Annotated in this window: 19 protein-coding genes; 7 read left to right on the forward strand and 12 right to left on the reverse strand. The window is 68.5% G+C overall.

Going from position 1 to position 18,756, the window contains the following annotated elements; all coding sequences use genetic code 11:
* Positions 1–6: 6 nt before the first annotated feature.
* The gene (locus IW256_RS29070) at positions 7–873 is read right to left on the reverse strand and encodes an alpha/beta fold hydrolase (protein ID WP_197013978.1); all 867 of its coding nucleotides are present in this window, start codon (positions 871–873) and stop codon (positions 7–9) included.
* Between the two features lie 608 nt (positions 874–1,481).
* Between IW256_RS29070 and IW256_RS29075 the strand changes: the two genes are divergently transcribed.
* Genes IW256_RS29075 through IW256_RS29090 form a run of 4 tightly spaced genes read left to right on the forward strand, consistent with a single transcriptional unit; the run spans position 1,482 to position 3,941 of the window.
* Complete coding sequence (locus IW256_RS29075; protein ID WP_197013979.1) at positions 1,482–1,943, forward strand: hypothetical protein; 462 nt, start codon at positions 1,482–1,484, stop codon at positions 1,941–1,943.
* Positions 1,940–2,275, forward strand: a complete 336-nt coding sequence (locus tag IW256_RS29080) for a DUF6317 family protein (protein WP_197013980.1) — start codon at positions 1,940–1,942, stop codon at positions 2,273–2,275. Before IW256_RS29075 ends, IW256_RS29080 begins: the two co-directional genes overlap by 4 nt.
* A 15-nt stretch (positions 2,276–2,290) precedes the next feature.
* Positions 2,291–3,217, forward strand: coding sequence for a WXG100 family type VII secretion target (locus IW256_RS29085; RefSeq protein WP_197013981.1), 927 nt, complete (start codon positions 2,291–2,293; stop codon positions 3,215–3,217).
* Positions 3,171–3,941, forward strand: coding sequence for a hypothetical protein (locus tag IW256_RS29090; protein WP_197013982.1), 771 nt, complete (start codon positions 3,171–3,173; stop codon positions 3,939–3,941). The genes IW256_RS29085 and IW256_RS29090 overlap by 47 nt, the downstream gene beginning before the upstream one ends.
* A 315-nt stretch (positions 3,942–4,256) precedes the next feature.
* Here the strand turns inward: IW256_RS29090 and IW256_RS29095 are convergent, their stop codons facing one another.
* From IW256_RS29095 to IW256_RS29140, 10 genes are all read right to left on the reverse strand, one after another.
* The gene (locus IW256_RS29095; RefSeq protein ID WP_197013983.1) at positions 4,257–5,537 is read right to left on the reverse strand and encodes a M24 family metallopeptidase; all 1,281 of its coding nucleotides are present in this window, start codon (positions 5,535–5,537) and stop codon (positions 4,257–4,259) included.
* Entirely contained in the window at positions 5,534–6,811 is a 1,278-nt protein-coding gene (locus IW256_RS29100; protein WP_197013984.1) for a pyridoxal-phosphate dependent enzyme, read from the reverse strand. The genes IW256_RS29095 and IW256_RS29100 overlap by 4 nt, the downstream gene beginning before the upstream one ends.
* Positions 6,808–7,524 carry a maleate cis-trans isomerase family protein gene (locus tag IW256_RS29105; RefSeq protein WP_197013985.1) on the reverse strand — a complete coding sequence of 239 codons (717 nt, stop codon included), beginning with the start codon at positions 7,522–7,524 and terminating at the stop codon, positions 6,808–6,810. Before IW256_RS29105 ends, IW256_RS29100 begins: the two co-directional genes overlap by 4 nt.
* Positions 7,521–8,252, reverse strand: coding sequence for an ABC transporter ATP-binding protein (locus IW256_RS29110; protein WP_197013986.1), 732 nt, complete (start codon positions 8,250–8,252; stop codon positions 7,521–7,523). The genes IW256_RS29105 and IW256_RS29110 overlap by 4 nt, the downstream gene beginning before the upstream one ends.
* Positions 8,245–9,018 (reverse strand): ABC transporter ATP-binding protein, encoded by a 774-nt coding sequence (locus IW256_RS29115; RefSeq protein ID WP_197013987.1) that lies wholly within the window; start codon positions 9,016–9,018, stop codon positions 8,245–8,247. Before IW256_RS29115 ends, IW256_RS29110 begins: the two co-directional genes overlap by 8 nt.
* A complete protein-coding gene (locus IW256_RS29120) occupies positions 9,015–10,019 on the reverse strand; it encodes a branched-chain amino acid ABC transporter permease (RefSeq protein ID WP_197013988.1) in 1,005 nt (334 codons plus the stop codon). The genes IW256_RS29115 and IW256_RS29120 overlap by 4 nt, the downstream gene beginning before the upstream one ends.
* A complete protein-coding gene (locus IW256_RS29125; protein WP_197013989.1) occupies positions 10,016–10,885 on the reverse strand; it encodes a branched-chain amino acid ABC transporter permease in 870 nt (289 codons plus the stop codon). The genes IW256_RS29120 and IW256_RS29125 overlap by 4 nt, the downstream gene beginning before the upstream one ends.
* Before the next feature lie 13 nt (positions 10,886–10,898).
* Positions 10,899–12,053, reverse strand: coding sequence for an ABC transporter substrate-binding protein (locus IW256_RS29130; protein ID WP_197013990.1), 1,155 nt, complete (start codon positions 12,051–12,053; stop codon positions 10,899–10,901).
* Positions 12,050–12,862 (reverse strand): IclR family transcriptional regulator, encoded by an 813-nt coding sequence (locus IW256_RS29135; RefSeq protein ID WP_197013991.1) that lies wholly within the window; start codon positions 12,860–12,862, stop codon positions 12,050–12,052. Before IW256_RS29135 ends, IW256_RS29130 begins: the two co-directional genes overlap by 4 nt.
* A gap of 354 nt (positions 12,863–13,216) precedes the next feature.
* Positions 13,217–13,768, reverse strand: a complete 552-nt coding sequence (locus IW256_RS29140) for a helix-turn-helix domain-containing protein (protein WP_197013992.1) — start codon at positions 13,766–13,768, stop codon at positions 13,217–13,219.
* Positions 13,769–13,883: 115 nt separating this feature from the next.
* Here IW256_RS29140 and IW256_RS29145 point away from each other — a divergent pair, with 115 nt between their 5' ends.
* The gene (locus IW256_RS29145; protein ID WP_197013993.1) at positions 13,884–14,240 is read left to right on the forward strand and encodes a hypothetical protein; all 357 of its coding nucleotides are present in this window, start codon (positions 13,884–13,886) and stop codon (positions 14,238–14,240) included.
* Positions 14,237–15,226 carry an alpha/beta fold hydrolase gene (locus IW256_RS29150; RefSeq protein WP_197013994.1) on the forward strand — a complete coding sequence of 330 codons (990 nt, stop codon included), beginning with the start codon at positions 14,237–14,239 and terminating at the stop codon, positions 15,224–15,226. The genes IW256_RS29145 and IW256_RS29150 overlap by 4 nt, the downstream gene beginning before the upstream one ends.
* A gap of 376 nt (positions 15,227–15,602) precedes the next feature.
* On the opposite strand, the gene IW256_RS29155 is transcribed toward IW256_RS29150, so the two are convergent.
* The gene (locus IW256_RS29155) at positions 15,603–16,550 is read right to left on the reverse strand and encodes a DUF4190 domain-containing protein (protein ID WP_197013995.1); all 948 of its coding nucleotides are present in this window, start codon (positions 16,548–16,550) and stop codon (positions 15,603–15,605) included.
* Between the two features lie 641 nt (positions 16,551–17,191).
* Here IW256_RS29155 and IW256_RS29160 point away from each other — a divergent pair.
* Complete coding sequence (locus IW256_RS29160) at positions 17,192–18,670, forward strand: GMC oxidoreductase (protein WP_307829175.1); 1,479 nt, start codon at positions 17,192–17,194, stop codon at positions 18,668–18,670.
* The last annotated feature ends 86 nt before the right edge of the window (positions 18,671–18,756 follow it).

Consider the following 18,756-nt stretch of genomic DNA (forward strand, 5'->3'; position numbering starts at 1 on the left):
GGGACGTCAACCGCCGAGGACCTCCCGCAGGGTCGCGGCGAAGGCGTCCGGGGCACCCATGCCGCCGTACTCGCCGCCGAGGAATCCGTCGTGGCCCCCGGGGAAGGTGACCGGCGCCGTCCCGAGCCGCTCGGCCACGGCCACGGCCGCACGCCCGGCCAGCGCCGTACCGGACTCGGCTCCGACGCCGACGACGACGCGGCTCGACGCCCCACGGATCGCCTCGAAGTCGTGCTCGTACTGGGTGCACGTGATGATGTTCTGCCCCACCAGCGGGTCGTTGCGAGTGCCGTCGTCCTCGGCCGGGAGCCCGAACGTCGCGGGATCCGGGGCCGGCCGGTCGGCGAACCCGTTCGGGATCGGGCCCTCGTGACTGACGAGCAGGATGAACTTCACCATCGCCGGGCCGAATCCACTGCGCCGGTACGTCCGCTGGATGTCGACGCACGCCGCCAGGATCGGCTCCCGGTCCGGCAGCTCCCGTGCCGCCGGCGGCTCGTGCGCCACCAGCGTCCGTACCTGGTCCGGGTGCCGGGCGACCAGGGCCAGCGCGTTGACGGCGCCGCCGCTGCTGGCGAAGACGTCCACCGGCCCGGCGTCCAGCGCGGAGATCAGCCGGTGCAGGTCGTCCGCGTGCTCGTCGGGCGTGGACTCCTCCGCCCCATCGGTCCGCAGGCTGCGCTCGGCCCCGCGCGGATCGTAGGTCACGACCGTACGGTCGGTGAAGTGCCCGGCCAGCGTGCCGAATCCGGCGGCGCCCATCGGTGACCCGATGAGCAGCAGCACCGGCTCGGCGCTGGAGTCGTTGCTCCGGACGTCGTAGTGCAGCACGGCCCCCGGTACGTCCAGGGTGTGGCTCTTCGGCTCCGTCATGATCGCCGCCTCCTCGGGAAGTCCTCGTTCGTCACCGGTGCAGACCCGGTACGCAGGCAGAACTCATCGGACCACGCCCGGGTTCCACCCCACGAGGACACCTCTCAGCCGAGCCGGCCGTCCTCCTATCAGCGCCCACGACCTCGACCGCGTTGACCGGCAGGGCAGAACAACGAGGTCTCTGAGGACCGGCAGAGGCGTCCGCCCAGCGACCTGCGCCACGGCTTTCCACAAGCTGACCAGCCGCTGTCACTGCAAGGCGCTATCGGCCGGACCTCATTCTCCAGGTCCGCCATTCCGAAATGTCGCAATGGTAACGGCTGTCGGGCCGAGATTCCTTCCTCGGATGAGTTGTCACTCTCTTGACACACAAGCTGACACTCCGGAACCATATGCATGGATCGTGTTCGAGGAACCAGTTCAGGATCGCAGAAGGGTGGGGTGCCACCACCACGCACAGTGGCCAGGGCGAAGGTCATCTTTGCTGGCCAGAGCACGGCACCCCGAGAGTCCTGCTGGGAGGCAAGCGAAGCTCAGATCATCCGCTTCTGGCATGCCCATGAGTATCGATCGCAGGCGTTGAAGGAATCACCGAGCGAATAGATTCGATGGCCAAACTAACCAAGCTGATAAATGAGAGTACCCCGCTCGCACCAACTACCAAGAAGGAAGTCTCCGAACGCCTGGAGGTACTCCACCGGGAACAGGCGAGGGGCAAGCCCCCTCTTCCGTCGGAACCACAACCGGAGACAGACTCCAGCGGGCGCGATACGACTCCGGAGGACAGGTCCGAATACAAGGTCTACGTCCCTGTCCTCGAAAAACCCCACAGGAACGACGGACCTGTCGTAGTCGAATACGAGGTCCGCGAGCTGGAGAAAGGGCGGGGAGCGGTTCCGATCTACACCACCCCCGAAGGCCTCTTTGACGAACTGGGCCCCTACCAGCCGATGGTCAAGGTCAACATCTTCGACCTTCTGCGCTACATACAGGGCCGGGTGCCCGTAGTAGTGGATCCGATCCTCAAGGCTGGGATACAGAAACGAGATACCAAGGGAGCTGATGAATGAACGGGTTCAGCGCACAGATCGACTCGCTGGTAGAAGCTGGCCGACGCTTCCAGAAGGTCGCGGTCGACTACAAGGGAGACATGCCGGCAGGCGGATTCGAGCGCCCGTCCACAGGTGACGGAAAGAGCGACGCCATGCTCGAGACCACACTCAAGATGATAGACCTGCTCCACGGCGCTCTTGCTGATGCGGTATGGCAGCACGGCGAAAAACTACAGTTGGTCGCCGAGAGATATCAGACTGCCGAGGACGAGAACATCACCACCCTGTATCAGGCAGTCAACGAGGCGGCCACCATCCCTGGAGATTTGCCGACGCTTAAGTTTGACTAAAAAGGAGCGGCACCCATGACACCCAACCGTAGAACACCGCCACTACCAAACATTCCTCCAGCAAAAGTACCGGCGGTTCGCCCTTATATACCGCCCACTTGGGCAAAGTATATCAAGGGCGACTTCAATGGAATGTCCACCCTGGCGGGGAAGCTCTATGCGTTCGCACAGGCAGGCAATCCGCGCGTGGACGAACTCACCAAACAGGTCAACGGACTACTTGGATATCAATATAGCGTGTCCTACAGCGGATCAAGTGCCGACTCCTTCAAAGCAAGCTATGGCCAGGACGCGGCCATGATGTCCGCGATCAACAAACTCATCAGTGCAGCCGCTGGGATCATCGACACCCTGGCGTCAAGACTGGCAACCCTGGAACAAAGGATCGAGATCTTTCTTTCTGACGGATTCCAGCAAGGCTACTTCTTGCAAGACGAGAATTTCCGAAAGACGAATTACCCGTCGCCGAATCCGGGCTCCGCGAACTACACAATGTACTCATCCAAGACCGATGAGTTCGACAAGCTATTCAGAAAGTGTAGCGAGGAGGCCCAGAAGGCTCGCGAACTCGCTGCAGCAGAACTCAGCAAAGTTGCTGACGCTCTAATGGAGGGTCTGGACTACTACCGAACCAAAACAGGAACCGCCGGCACTCTCGACCCGAAAGGGTTGCTTCGCACAGGGCAACTGGCATGGTACTCGCCTCGCATCGAAGCATTGCGCAAGGAACTTGGAGAGAACAAGGCCGACCTTGGGCCCCAACAGACAGATCTGAAATCCGTCTTGAAAGACATGCAAAGCATTGGAGCTGGGGCACAGCAAGTCGGTGACGTGATTTCAGCAATCCCGGCACCACCCGCCCAAAGAGCCGGTGAGACGCTCAGCGCGGCTGGCGGTGTTCTATCAGGGCTGGCTGGGGCTGGAGAGTACTTTGCCAAATAAACCTGCCACTACAGGTCATCGTAAGATCTATTACATCTTGGTTATCGCGCTACTCGCGTCAACTTTTGCCTGTAGTTCGCAGACAACCAGCTCCAATGCACCTTCCGCCAGCCCGACCACAAGACAAGGCACTATCATCACCAAGGCCACATTTGACTCCGATGGAATGGTAAGCACCTTGCCGAACATTCCAACGAATGTCGAAAGCGCCATTCCAAGGGAACTGGCCCAAATCAAGCGCTGGACAGCCCCTTTCGATAATCCACACAACAGACAGTTCCATGTATGGAACTTGTTCGATTCTTCCCACGCGCGCATCCTAGAGCTTCGCCTTAGCAGAATGAAGAACATCAAAGAGGCAAGGAGGGACATTTCGGAGGAGAAATCTGAGGTAGCAAACTATAGAAGCAAAACAGAGAAAGACATGGTGGTAACCGGCGACTCTCGCCCAGTCAAGGAGCTCAAAGCTGAATGCATCAGCTTCCCTATCAAGCGAAATAATGCTGCGCCGATCAACGGCGGTGACCTTACGCGCTATAGCGTTTCCGGTGTCCGCATGTACTGCCGGGTCATAAACGTGGGTGTTTCGATCCAGTGGGAAGGAATGGACTACCCTTCGCCTGTAGTGACCGACCGGGGCAAGGGGCTCAGCTACAAAGGTGCTGAGAAGCAGGCCATCGAGATCATGAAGCCGATCATCTTCTCTCTCACCCCAGAGCGCTGACAAGCAGGCCACCTAACCACCTGGTTCTCCCGCCTCGGGGATACCGCCGCGACCTTGCGCGAACTCCCCCGGTCAAGGGAAGAGACACGAAGACCTACGGCCTGTCTGAGCAGCATCAGCGACCGCGCGAGCGCGTTACCTGCCCGGTGGGGTGATGCCGGAGGCGAGCGCCGCCGGGCAGATCGCGAAGCGATGTCGCGCTCGCCAAAGTCCCGGTTAGGTGCGAGCCGCCAGGCGAGCACCGTAGGCCGGGACTTCAGAAGCGGAGTGGCCCTCCCGGATGGGCATCGGAAGGGCCACCAAGCCTTGGCCGGGTTATACGAGGGTGCGTGGGAGGTCGGTCAGGTACCGGGCTCCGGTGGCCGTGATGACCACCGTGTCCTCGACGATCATGCCGAGCGTGCCGAGCGCGTAGTACGGCGTCTCGACGCAGAACACCATGCCCTCCTCGATCGGTTCGTCGCCGAGGCCGCCACCGCCGAGTTCGCTGCTGGAGCCGGCGGGTTGAAGAACCGGCATGTCGTACACGTCGAGCCCGATGCCATGCCCGACGTGGTGGCGCTGGTAGCCGGGCAGGCCGGACTCGCGGACCGCCTCCACGGCGACGTTGAAGACCTCTGACGGGCGTACGCCGGGGCGCAGGGCGCCTATGGCGGCCTGCTGGCCGACCAGGAGCGCGTGGTACACGGCGGCCTGCTCGTCGGTCGGGTCGCCGATCACGCGGGTACGGCCGATGTCCGCCTGGTACATCTGGTAGCTGCACCCGACGTCGAACTTGACGACGTCGCCCGTCCTGAGCCGGTAGTCGCTGGGGATCGTGTGGGTGTGCCCGGTGCGCCTGCCGAAGTTGACGACGGTGAACGTGGTCAGCGCCCCCTCCGCGGCGATCGCGGAGTTGTAGCGCTGCCACACCTCTCGTTCGGTGACGCCCGGTACCAGGGCGTCGATGGCCGATCGGAGGGCCCGGCCGGCGATGCGGGTGGCGCCCTGGAGACGTTCCACCTCGACCGGCGTCTTCACCATGCGGACGCGCCGGAGCAGCGCGGCGCCGTCGATCAGCCGGGCCTCGGGCAGCCGGTCGGCGATGGCCTGGCGGACGGCGTAGGTGATGCCGCTCTCGTCCAGCGCGATGGTGGCCCGGGCGTAGCCCCGTTCCTTCAACGCGTCGGCGAGCGCGTCGATCGCGTTGGCCGCGGACTCGCGTTCGAAGGCGTGCTCGTGGATGAACAGGTCGTCACCGGCGAGCTGCTCGGGCGGCGCGCCCACGACCCGCCCGACCGTGCGGGAGGGCTTGCCGTACAGGAGGATCTCCCCGCCCGGTACCGGTTCCTCCGCCCACGCGTCGAGTTCCATGGCCGGTGCCACCACCACGGGTCCCGCGGCGGCGGACGGCGCGTGGAAGGCGAACGCCAGGGTGCCCAGGATCGTCCAGTGGGCCAGGCAGTAGTAGCCGGACAGGTAGGCGACGTTGACCGGCGAGGTGGCGACCACGACGTCCGCTCCCGCCTCGCCGAGGACGTCCCGCGCACGGTCGTGGTTGAGCAGGATCGGCGCCGCCTGCCAGGTGTAGTCGAGGACGAACGGACCAGCGGTCATCGAGAGGGTTCCCTTCGGTCGAGTCCGGAGATGAAGCGTTCCGCGCCGGTCACGTTCACGTCGATGACCGGTACGTCGGGCAGCAGGGCACGTCCCGCGGCCGGGTCCTTCAGGCCGGACGAGGTCAGGAGGCACACGACCGTCTCGTCCGGGGCGATGCGCCCGGTGCGGGCGAGGGTGGTCGCGGCGGCCACGGCGGCCGCGGAGGAGGCCTCGCCGAAGACGCCTTCGGTCGCGGCGAGGGAGCGCTGGACGGAGAGCATGTCGTCCTCGCCGACGGTCACGGCGTCCTGGGCGGCGTGGATCGCCTGGTGGGTGGTGTGCGTTCCGGCGATGGAGAATCCCGCCGTGGGACGGGTCCGTACCGGGCCCAGGCGGTCGGCGCCTTCGGCGGCGGCGGCGAGGCCGTCCGCCAGGGCCGTGAAGACCTCCGCCCCGACCAGGCGCGGGACCTGGTCGGTGGCGCCGGCGGCGCGCAGGTCGGCGAAGCCTCGCCGCAGGCCGGACATGCAGTCGCCGTAGGCGACCGGCAGGACCATCACGTCGGGTACCCGGCCGCCCAGCTGTTCGTACAGTTCGTAGGCGATCGTCTTGTAGCCGTCGACCCCGTACGGCGTGGAGCCGACCGGGGGTGTGGTCCCGTTGCTGGCGGGGTACCAGCCGTGCTGCTCGACCGCCTCCGCGAGCAGCACGTACCGTTGCCCCCCTTCGGGGACGGCGATCACTTCGGCGCCGTAGGAGAGCATGAGGGTCTTCATGGTCTCCGGGACGGTGGCCATCGTGAAGATGACGCAGCGCAGCCCGGCGCGTCCGGCGTACGCGGCGAGCGCGGCGCCGTGGTTGCCGGTGGAGGCGGCGGTGATGGTGGTCGCCCCGGCCGCCCGTGCCGCGGCGACCGAGAGCGCGGCGAGCCGGTCCTTGTGCGACCAGGTGGGGTTGGCGGACTCGTTCTTGAGGTAGAGCCGGGGAACGCCGATCCGCTCGCCGAACCGCGGCAGGGGCAGCAGCGGGGTCCCGCCCTCCCCCAGCGACACGGCGTACTCCGGGTCGACCGGAAGCACCTCGTGCCATCGCCACAGTCCCGGCGCGTCCGGCGCCCGGGTCGCGGGCAGCCCCGCCGCGACGCGCTCCGGCGGGATCTCGCACACGTAGTTGACGGGTGTCCCGGCCGCACGGCAGTCGGGACAGCCTCGGTAGAACGTGAGGTCGTACGGGTCGCCTGGGCGTCCGCAGCGCGGGCAGCGCAGCGGTGCGAGCGGTCCTGTCTCGGTCACCGGCACAAGTCCTCGTATCCGTTGGGTGGGAAGGCGCCGGACGCGCGGCCGACCAGCCGCAGCGCCTCCCAGAAGGTCGCCTCGTTGCTGGAGACCACGGGCAGGCCGAGCGAGCGGCGCAGGATCCCGGCGGCCTCCAGCCCGCGGAACGCCGTGCAGCTGATGAAGACGCCGTCGGCGTCGCCGGCCGCCTCGGCCGCCGCGGCGGCGATCTCCGCCGGGGACACCGAGTCCGAGTCGCGGGGGTCGGGCAGGCTCGGCCCGGCCGTCGCGGTGACCTGGATCCCGTGCGCGGCGAGGAAGGTGACGACCCGTTCGTCGAGCCACGGCTCGTACGGGGAGACCAGCACGACCCGCCGCAGGTCGAGTGAACGTAGCGCGGCCACGACGGCGGTGGAGGTGGTCGAGGCGGGCCGGCCCGTGACGGCGGTGATCCGGCGCGTGATCTCCGTGTCGTAGCCCGGCCCCTCGTAGAGGCTGCCGGTGGTGCAGGCGAACACAACGGCGTCGCATCCGGCGTGGTGGAGCAGTCCGGTCACCTCCGGCACGGCGTCGGCCAGCGCGGCGAGCTGCTCCGGTTCGTCGCGCGTCATGGGCATCCGGCCCAGGTGCGCGCTGACCGGCGCGGGCAGGGCGAGCCGGCTGTCGCGTTCCAGTACGGCGTTGACGCTCGGGATGAGGAAGCCCAGGCGGTGGGTCCATGACGGGTTCATGCCGGCAGTCCCAGGTAGGCGCGGCGGACGTCGGGATCGTCGAGCATCTCGGTGCCGCTTCCCACGCGGCTGACCCGTCCCATCTCGACGACGAGGCCGCGGTGGGACGCGCGGAGCGCCTGCACCGCGTTCTGCTCGACCAGCAGGACGGCCACGTCGCGGCCGGCGAGGTCTCTCAGGGCGTCGAACACGCGGGTCTGCATCTTGGGCGACAGGCCCAGTGACGGCTCGTCGATGAGCATGATCTTAGGGTCGAGCATGAGCGCCATCGCCATCTCCAGCAGCTGCTGCTCGCCGCCGGACATGTTCCCCGCGGCCTGGCGGCGCCGCTCCCGCAGGACGGGGAACATCTCGTACGCCCGGCCGATCCCGGCCTCCACCCGGTCCTTGGGAAGGGTGTAGCCACCCATCAGCAGGTTCTCCTCCACGGTCATGCGCGGGAAGTTGCAGCGCCCCTGGGGGACGATCACCACCCCGCGGCGGAGCCTGGCGGCGGACGGTTCCGCGGTGACGTCCACGCCGGCGACGCCGACCGTGCCGCGCCGCACCTTCACCAGCCCGAACACGGTCTTCAGGAGCGTGGACTTGCCCGCCCCGTTCGCGCCGATCACGCACACCACCTCCCCGGCGGCGAGGTCGAGGTCGATCCCCCGCAGGATCTCCAGGTCGTCGTAGCCGGCGTGGACGTCGCGCAGCGACAGCGCCGGGCCGGCGGCTGACTCAGACACCGAAGTACGCCTCCTGTACATCGTCGCGAGCGATGACCTGCGCCGGGTCGCCGTCGGCGAGCGGCCGGCCCTGGTTGAGCACCACCACGCGGTCGCACACGCCCACCACGAGTTCGATGTTGTGCTCGACCAGGAGCACCGACGTGCCCGTTCCGCTGAGCGCGGCGATCCGGTCGCGGATCAGGTTGCCGATCGTGGGGTTGACCGCCGCGACCGGCTCGTCGAGCAGCAGCACCCGCGGCGGCGTGACGCACGCGGCGGCGAACTCGACGAGTTTGCGCTGCCCGTAGGAGATCTCCCCGGCCGGCCGGTCCACGACGGCGCCCAGGTCGAACATCTCGACGAGCTCGTCGAGGCGCCTGCGCAGGGCCCGGTCCTCCCGGTCGCGTCCGGCGAGGTCGGCCAGGCGGCGGGACCGCGGCCGGCGGCCGAGGGCCGCGACCCGCAGGTTGTGCCGTACGGTCAGCGACTCGAACGTGCGGACCTGCTGGAACGTCCGGATCAGGCCCAGGTGCGCCAGCCGGCCGGTGCTCCATCGGGTGACGTCGCGCCCGTCGAGTTCGACCGCGCCGGAGTCGGGCCGCTGGAGCCCGGTGACGCAGTCGATCAGTGTGGTCTTCCCGGAGCCGTTCGGGCCGATCAGGCCCACGATCTCGCCCGGCGCCACCCTGAGGGAGACACCGCCGAGCGCGCTGACTCCGGCGTACGCCTTGCACAGTCCGTCGACGGCGAGTGTCCCGCCGCTCATCGCGTTCCCGCCGCTCATCGTTTCCTCACCGGGGTCGGCTGCGTTCGGCGGCGCCCGAGCCTGCCCGCGGCCTGGAACGCCCGCTCCAGGCCGTCGGGGATCGTGATGACGACGACCAGCAGGACCAGGCCGTAGATGACCAGGCGCCATTCCTCGGTCAGGCGGAGCATCTGGGGCAGCACGGTGAAGAGCAGCGCCGCCGCCACCACCCCGCGCAGGCTGGACCTCCCGCCGATGAACACCATGATGAGCAGGGCGGTCGTGTAGGACAGGTCGAGGTTCTCCGGGCACACCACTGACTGGAAGTAGGCGTTGAACACCCCCACGCCGGCCGAGAGCGCGGCGGAGATGCCGAAGGCGGTGAGCCGGAACGCGGTGGGCGACAGGCCGCGGGCGCCGGCCAGCACCGGATCGTCGCGGACCGCGGTGAGCGCGAGCCCGAGCCGGCTGCGGGCGATGGCGAAGGCGACGCCGATCGCGCCGGCGGCCATCGCCAGGATCAGGTAGTACTGGGCGGTCAGCGACGTCAGTTCGACACCGGCCACGCTGAGGGGCGGGACGCCCGTCATGCACAGCGGGCCGCCGGTCAGGCCCACCCAGTTGCGCGCCACCAGCATGGCGATCACCGCGAAGCCCAGCGTGCCGATGGCGAACGCGTGCAGCGACAGCCGGAACGACGGTACGCCGATGGCGAGTGCCAGGACCACCGCGGCCGCCATGCTCAGCAGCAGCACCGCGCCGAACGACCAGCCGTGGCGCGTGGCCAGGATCGCGGCGGCGTACGAGCCGAAGCCGAAGAACACCGGCTGGCACAGGCTGAGCGCGCCGATCCGCCCGACCACGATGTCGAACGCGACCGCGAGCGCGACGAACATGAGCGCGGTGATCGCCGTGGAGATGTAGTAGGGCACCGGGAGGGCCAGCGGCAGCACGAGCGCGAAGGCGAACCCGGCGCACCACAGCGCCGGTTCCACCCGTACGGCGCCGCGGAGCCGTGGCTCCTCCCGTACGTCGATCATGCCCGCACCGCCCGTCCGAACAGGCCGTGCGGCCGGACCAGCAGCACCGCGATCATCACGGAGAAGACGAGCACGTCGGCGTACGCGCTGGAGACGTAGCCGATCGCGAGCGCCTCGGCGATGCCCAGGGCGAAGCCGCTCACGACCGCGCCGGAGACGTTGCCGAAGCCGCCCATGATCACGGCGGCGAACGCCTTGATGGCCAGGAGGGTGCCCATGGTCGGATGGGCGCTGTAGAGCGGGGTCATGGTCGCCGCCGCGATCCCGGCCATGCAGCTGGCGATGACCACGGTGACGAGCCCGATCCGCTGGACGGGGATGCCGACGACGGCCGCCGCCTCGCGGTTCTGCGCGAGGGCGCGCATCGCCCTGCCGGTGCGGGTGGACCGCAGGAACCAGATCAGCACGCCGAAGGTGGCCGCCATGGAGAGCAGCACGACGAAGCGCTGCACCGAGACCTGCGTGCCGGCGATCGTGACCGTGCGGGTGCCAAGCTCGCTGTAGGCCACCTTGGGCAGCGAGCCCTCCACCACGATCGCGAGGTTGATGAGGACGATGGAGACCGCGAGCGTGGCGACGAGCTGCACCTGCCATCCGCGTTCCAGGATCCGCCTGATGACGGTGACGTAGAAGAGCGCGCCGACCGCCGCCATCGCGGCGACCGTGGTCACGGCGGCGAGCGGGTACGGGAGGTCCAGGTAGGTTCCGGCCGCGTGGAGCAGGTAGGCCCCGATCATCACCAGCTCGCCGTGGGCGAAGTTGACGATCTCCAGCACGCCGAAGATGAGGGCGAGTCCCGCGGCGACCAGCGCGTACTGCGAGCCGAGGGTCAGGCCGTTGATGAGCTGCTCGATCAGTCCGTTCATCGTCCCGGCACGCTCACTTGCCGGTGTCGATGACGTCGAGGACCTTGACCTGGCCGCCCTCGATCCTGAGGATGAACATGTTCGGGTGGGCCTGGTTGTGGTCGTCGAACGCGATGGGGCCGATGCCGGTGGTGAAGTTCACCTTCTCGAGCCCGGCCAGGATGCCCGCCCGGTCCTTGCCGCCCTTCTTCACCGCCTCGGCCAGCGTCATCATGCCGTAGTAGGCGAGCGCGCTGTTGTACGGCGGGACGGCGCCCCCGTACTTGGCCTTGAACGCGTCCAGCATCTCCCGCTGCGTGTCGGTCGCCGCCCAGTAGGTGGCCTCCTGGACGCCCTCGGCGAGCTTCGGGTCGCCGATGAGCCGTACCGCCTCCGCGGTCGCGCAGGCGCCGCGGCCGTACATCGGCAGCCGGAATCCCATCTCCTTCATCTGCCGCAGCATCTGGGCGCAGTCCGGGGCCTCGGCGAAGGTGATGAACGCCTCGGCGCCGGACGAGCGGACCTTCGACAGCTGCGGGCGCAGGTCGCTCGAACCGAGGTCGTAGAACTCGGTGGCGGTGAGCTGGACCCCGGCGGCCGCCAGCTGCCCCTTGTAGAGGTCCGCTCCCCCGCGGCCGAAGTCGTTGTTGGCCGCCAGGACGGCGACGCGCTTGACGCCGGCGTCGGCGATGTACTTCACCCAGTGCCGGCCCATGATCGAGTCATCGACGTTCATCCGCCACATGTGCTTGTTGCCGCCCACGCCGGACTGCTGGCTGATCTTGGCGTTGGTGGAGCCGAACGTCATCGCGGGCGTCCCGCTCTTGGGCAGCGTCGGCATCCCGCCGAGCGTGGCCGACGAGCATGGTGAGCCGAGGATGGCGTCCACGCGGTCCACGTCGGCGAGCCGGTGGAACGCCGACGCGCCTCCCTGCGGGCTGCATTCGTCGTCGGCGGTGACGAGGGTGAACTTCACGTCCGGCATGGTCTGCCTGAGCCGGTCGATCGCGAGTTCGACGCCCTTCTTCGAGTCCTGGCCGTAGTAGGCGGACTTGCCGCTGAACGCCGCCGACAGCCCGACCTTGATCTCGTCGTCGCCGGCTCCGGTGCCCCCGCCCGCGCAGCCGACGACGCCGGCGGAGGCGAGCAATCCCGCCGCCAGGCTCGCCCACCACTGTCGCTGCCTCATTCTTGACCTCTCCCTCTGCCCGCGCCTCCGGGCCGTACGTAACCGAGATCGGCGGAAATGTTGTGCGCGGCCTCCAGGACGGGGTCGCGGTAACGCTCGATGCCGAGTTCCCGCATCCGGGAACTGCTGGTGGTGGCGTTCACGCTCGCGATCACCCGTCCGTCGGCGTCGCGGATGGGAGCGGCTATCGACGCGCTGCCGGCGGTGACCTCGCCGTCGCTGAAGGCGTAGCCGTTCCGCCGTACCGACTCCAGCTCCACCTCCAGCTCCTCGGGAGAGCGGATGGTCTGGTCGGTGTAGTGGACCAGCGGCTCCCCCAGGACGAGCGAGCGGAAGACGGTCGGCTGGAAGGCCAGGATCGCCTTGCCGCCCGCGCCCGCGTGCAGGCCGACGGTGTCGCCGAGCTGGACGACCGAGATGATGTGGTGGGCCTCGTTGACCACGTCGACGCACAGGTACCGGTGGCCGCGCAGCACGGTCAGCAGGACCGCGTCCTGCGTGCGCTCGGCCAGCTCGGCGAGGTGCGGATGGGCGACCGCGCCGAGCGTGGTCCGCCGTGCCGCGGCCCGTGCGATCCGGACCAGCTCCATGCCGAGCACGTAGGTGCCGCGCTCGGCCACCTGCTCGACCAGGCCGCCGGCCGCGAGCGTCTGGAGCAGCCGGTGGGTGGTGCTCTTGCCCAGCCCGAGTTCCCGTGACAGTTCGGTGACCCGCCATTCGCCCCTGGTGCCGAAGGCTTTGAGGACATCGATCGCGTTGGCCACCGAACCCAGATGCCCTGTCCCATATACCGGGAAGGTCTCGCTCATAGCGGGACTGTAAGTACGCCCAGGTCAGGAGCGCCAGAGGGAGCGGCACAATGTCCCGCCGAGAGGAACACGAATTAGTTCCGGTGGCAACTCTCAGGAACGGCTGTCCGAAATCAAGATCATGGACATGCGCATCGGCGCCCTCCGATTACGGGAAGTGACCACCATGAGAAGTGGCCGCGCCTGGCCGGAAGACCCGCGTGCATCCGGCTGCGCGCGACGCGGCCACATGGCCGTCCTGCTCCTGTTCCTCGGTCGAGCAGCGCGCACCCGATCCGGATCGGCGGCCTCCGCCGAGGTCAGCTCCCCTCGGACTCCATACGGTCAGTGGCGCGGAGCCGGACGTAGGGCTCCTTACCGGTCGGGCGAGGGATCGGGGAGGAGCACGGTGGTCAGCACCATCCGGCGGTAGCGCTCGTCGTCGGGGTCATCGGGAGCCGTGAGGTACGGACCGAACAGGTCGATGAACCCCTGCTGGATCCGCGGCCAGTCCTCCTCGGTCACATAGATGGCCACCTGCGAGTAGTTGACCTGGTCGGCCACCACGTCGATGTGGTCGCGGGCCAGGTAGGCGTCGAAGTCGGCGCCCATGCGCGCCAGGAGCATCTGAAAGGCCATGCGGTGCTCATCACGGCTCATCGCCGACGCCTCGGCGTCGCCCAGATGGTCTTTGCCCTTGGCGAGGCTGTAGGTGCGCTCGATCGTGCCCCGTACCTGGCGTTCCCCGACGACGGTCAGGACGCCGGCGTCGGCGAGCGTGGCGACGTGCCGGTACAGGGAGGTGACCGGGACGTCGTCGATGATCTCGCGAAGCTGGGACGTCGTCAGGTCGCGGCCGAAGAAGGCACGCACGATGCGCCAGCGCACCGGATGCAGCAGCGCGCCGGTCAACCGTTCGTCCGCCATCGGCCTCCCACCCCCAGGTCCACGGCCGTGATTGTACGGGCGTTCCGCGGCCGCGGCCGACATTGTTTCCATCAATGATAATATTGGCGTCTCTGGTAACAATCGAGGAGGTCGCATGGCACGGGTTCGCGTCCAGGACGTGGTGGTCATCGAGTTCAGCTGGTGGGAGAGGCCGTTCGTGCTGCGGCGCACGATGCGTCTCACCGGCGCGGAGGTCGACGCGGCGGAGTATGTCGACAGCCCGATGCGACGCCGGATCGGTCCCCGCGCCGGGCTGTGGATCACCGGACTGCTGAAGATCGGCCTGTTCGGGGTGACCGACCGGAGCGTGGTGTCGGTCCGCCGAGGCACCCCCGCAGTCGAGATCCGGCTGCGTCCGGGCTCGTCCAAGGTGGGCTCGGTGCTCATCTCGACGCCCGACGCCGAGGCGCTGGCCCCGCGGATCGCCGCCCTCACCGTCACCGCACGGTGAACGCCGGACCTGAGCGGCGTCCCTTCCGGCGGCGGATGCTCGCATGGGCGCTGCGGGGCGCGGCGGGGCTGCTCTGCCTGATCGTGGCCGGGACGATCGCGCAGTACACGCTGGCCTTCGGTGACGACGAACGCCATCCACCGGCGGGCCGCCTGGTGGACGTCGGCGGCCGGAAACTCCACCTGCACTGCGAGGGCCGGGGCGGGCCGGCGGTGGTGTTCGAGTCGGGATGGGGTGACTCGAACACCACCTGGTCGGATGTGCGGAAGCGGGTCGCGGACGGCGGGCAGCGCGCCTGTTCCTATGACCGCGCCGGGTACGCCTGGAGCGAGTCCCGGTCCGGCCCGCGCACGGCGCGGGCCGAGGCCGACGACCTGGTCGCGCTCCTGGCCGCGGCGGGCGAGCGGGGACCCTACGTCCTCGTCGGGCACTCGTGGGGCGGGCACGTCCTGCGCCTGCTGCGCCACCACCGCGCCGACCTGGTCGCCGGCATGCTCCTGCTCGATGTCGCGGACGAGCGCGACGCCAAGGCCGGTTCCGCCGCCCGCATCCAGGCGATCGCCAGCCGCGCGCTCGCCACGGCCGGACTCTTCCGGACCGGGTCATGGATGGTCGACGACCGCGAGCCCAGGGCGACCCGCGACCACGCGGCCGTCGTGTACGGCCCCGCCACCTGGCGTGCGGCGGCGGCCGAGATGAGCGCGTACGGACGCACCGCCGCCCTGCTGAAGGCGCTGCCCGACTCACCCGGAGCATGGGGAGACCTTCCGCTGTCGGTGGTCAGCGTCAGGACGCAGGCGTCGATGATCGACCATCATCGGCGCCTGGCCCGGCTGTCGACGAACAGCTCCCACACCGTCGCACCCACCGATGACCACTACCTTCATCTGGCCGTTCCCGACCTCGTCGTCGAACACGTCCGGCGCGTCAGCGACGCTCGACACCGGACGCCTCTGGGGCCCAGGCAGCGCCTTCAAGATCCCTGAGATCTCACCTGGGACAGAAGGCCACCGAGCAGAGGGCGCCGTCAGCGGGAAACCGTCCGAGCGGATCTGCATGACGGCGGCGTCCAGGACCCCAGATGCCCTGTCCCATATACCGGGAAGGTCTCGCTCATAGCGGGACTGTAAGTATGCGCAGGTCAGGCGCGCCAGAGGGAGCGGCACAATGTCCCGCCGAGAGGAACACGAATGAGTTCCGGTGGCAACTCTCAGGAACGGTCGTCCGAAAACAAAATCATGGGCATACGAATCGGCGCCCTCCGGTTACGGGAAGTGACCACCTTGAGAAGTGGCCGCGCGCCTGGCCGGGACGGTGGCAGGCGCGCCCTCCGGAGGGCGCCGAGGTCGTCGCCCGCTGAGGTCAGCGGGGGACGACGGAACGGGTGAGGTCGCGTTTCTTGGCGTCGGTGACGTAGCAGAGGACGATGCGGTCGCCCAGGCCCCAGGACTCCTTGTTGGGGTGCTGGTACCACTGCTCGATCCGCACCGGGGAGGGGTGCTCGCCGAACATCTTCTCCCACCGCGCGTCGCAGCCGGCGAGGGCCTTCCTCTCCGTCGCCGCGTCCCCCGGGTAGGGGCCCGCGGGCAGCTCGAACCGGTGGGTGAGCTGGGCGTCGTGCGGCCGGTCGCACGGGATGAGCGTGACGGTGACGGAGTCACGCCCGGGTTCGGTGAAGCAGTCGCCGGGGCGCAGCTCGTCCAGGGCCCGGGTCTGGACGGCCCGGGAGCCGATCGGCTCGGTGAGCTTGCGGCCCTCGAAGGCGGCGATCGCGCAGTAGACCTTGCGGTCGCCGAGGGCCCAGGTGACCCGGCGCGGGAGGAGCGCGTAGGTGTCACCGTTCTCGACCGGCGCGCGGGTCTGGAAACGCGCCCGGACGCGCTGCTCGCAGCCGTCGGTGCCGCGCCTGTCCATCTCCTGGTCCCCCGGCCAGGGCCCCTTGGGCAGCTCGTAGTAGAGGACCATCTCGGCGTCATGGGGCCGGTCGCAGGGCACCACCTTGGTGCCCACGACGTCCTCGCCGGAGATGTCGAAGCACTGGCCGGGCTTGGGATACATGTGGAAGGCGGAGTTCTCGGCCGCGTCCTCTTCGAAGGAGGGCACCAGCGCGATCACGAGGGCCACGGACGCGACCATCCAGACGACGCTGGTGGCGATGCCGCCGATCGCCATCCCCTTGCCGCGCCCTCCGCGGCGGCCGATCTGCACGAGGGCGGCGATCCCGAACCCCACGCCGGCCGGGCCGATGCCGAACACTCCGGTGATCAGCGCCACGATCGCGAACCGGTTGGTCGTGTCCGCGTCGCGCACCGGGGCCGGCCCGAACGGCGGGTGCGGCTGAGGCGGTCCCGGAGGGTGAAGCGGCCCGGGAGGGTGAGGCGGCCCTGGAGGTACGGCCTGACCAGCGGGGACGGCCTGCCCAGGGGGCATGGGCGTACCCGAAGGCATCGGCGGCGTTGCAGCGGCGGGAGGCGGGGGCGCCGAGGCGCCGTCCGGGGCCGCCCAGCCCGGCGTCGCGCCGGGGCCGTGGTCGCTCGGCGAGGAGCCCGATTCCTCGCCGGAGTTCGGAGACAGGGTCACACCGGATGACGCTAGAGGGCCGAGATCACAAACCGTGCATTTCACCAGTTTTCGACCCGCTTGATTCGGGTCGTGAAGGGCCCCGGGCGGCGGCGATGAACGCACCGTGATGCGGCGCTGATGTTGTGTGATCCTACAAAAGTTACTTGCGAGTAGGTAGTGACTTCGCCCCGGCGGTACGTAGAACATGTTCTCACTCGATCGAGAGTGAGGTAAGTCACATGGCTTCAATGGCCAAGTCAGAATGGGGTTCCAAGGGCGTATCCCGCCGTGGCTTCATTGCTGGAACAGGTTCTATCCTCGGGGTTGCCGCCCTCGGGGGGCGTGCCGCCGCGGCCCCGGCGGCGACCTCGATCCCCGACGGCGCGCGCGTGCCCGTCCTGGTGATCGGCACCGGGTACGGCGGATGCGTCGCCGCCCTGCGGCTCGCCCAGGCGGGCGTCGACGTGCACATGGTCGAGATGGGCATGGCCTGGGACACCCCGGGCTCGGACGGCAAGATCTTCGCCGGCACCAGGACCCCGGACTACCGGTCGTACTGGCTGCGCACCCGGACCAAGCAGCCCCTCAGCAACTTCCTCGGGTTCCCGATCGACAAGGACGTCCCCCGCTACACCGGGATCCTGGACGCCGAGGACTTCAGCGGGATCACGGTGTACCAGGGCCGCGGGGTGGGCGGCGGGTCGCTGGTCAACGGGGGCATGGCGGTCACGCCCAAGCGGGAGAACTTCGGCGCCGTCCTGCCTTCGGTGAATCCCGACGAGATGTACGGCGTGTACTACCCGCGCGCCAACGCCGAACTCGGTGTCTCCTCCATCGACCCGGCCTGGTTCGACACCACCGCCTGCTACCAGTACGCCCGGGTCGGCCGTAAGCACGCCCAGCGTTCCGGCTTCCCGTTCCTCTACGTCCCCACCGTGTACGACTGGGACTACATGAAGCGGGAGGCGGACGGGACCGTTCCCAAGTCGGCGCTCATCGGCGAGATCCTCTACGGCAACAACCACGGGAAGAAGTCCCTGCAGCAGACCTACCTGCCCAAGATCAGGGCGACCGGCCGGGTCACGATCTCATCGCTGCACAAGGTCACCACGGTCCGGCCCGCGTCCGGCGGCGGCTACACGGTGGAGATCGACCAGCTGAGCACCACCGGCGAGACGACGGCCACCAAGAGCGTGACCGCCGACCGGGTGTTCTTCGCGGCCGGCAGCGTCGGCACCAGCAAGCTGCTGGTCAAGCTGAAGGCCACCGGCGCGCTGCCCAACCTGAACGGCGAGGTCGGCAAGGGCTGGGGCGACAACGGCAACGTCATGTGCGGCCGTGCCAACCACATGTGGGACCCGACCGGCACCGTCCAGTCGGCCATTCCCACGGCCGGCATCGACAACTGGGCCGCCGGCGGCGCGTTCGCCGAGGTCGCGCCGCTGCCCACCGGGATCGAGACCTACGCCTCGTTCTACCTGTCGATCACCAGGAACCCCAACCGCGCCCAGTTCTCCTGGAACGCCTCGGCGGGCAGGGTCGACCTGAACTGGCAGGCCTCGTGGAAGCAGCCGTCCATCACCATGGCCAAGACGATCTTCGACAAGATCAACAGTACCGAGGGGACGATCTACCGGACCGATCTGTTCGGCACCTACAAGATCTGGGGCGACCACCTCACCTACCACCCGCTCGGCGGCGCGGTCCTGAACAAGGCCACCGACAACCACGGCCGCCTCCACGGCCATCCCGGCCTGTACGTCATCGACGGCGCGCTCATCCCCGGCAACACCAGCGTCAACCCGTTCGTGTCCATCACGGCGCTCGCCGAACGGAACATCGAGAAGATCATCGCCACGGACCTGTGACGGGCCCGTCCAAGATCTGACGCGGAGCCGGCCACGGGCGCGTGTGGCCGGCGGCCCCGCCGGGGCGCCGCGGAACGGCCCGGAGC

The sequence above is a fragment of the Actinomadura viridis genome, assembly GCF_015751755.1.
Classification (GTDB): Bacteria; Actinomycetota; Actinomycetes; order Streptosporangiales; family Streptosporangiaceae; genus Spirillospora; species Spirillospora viridis.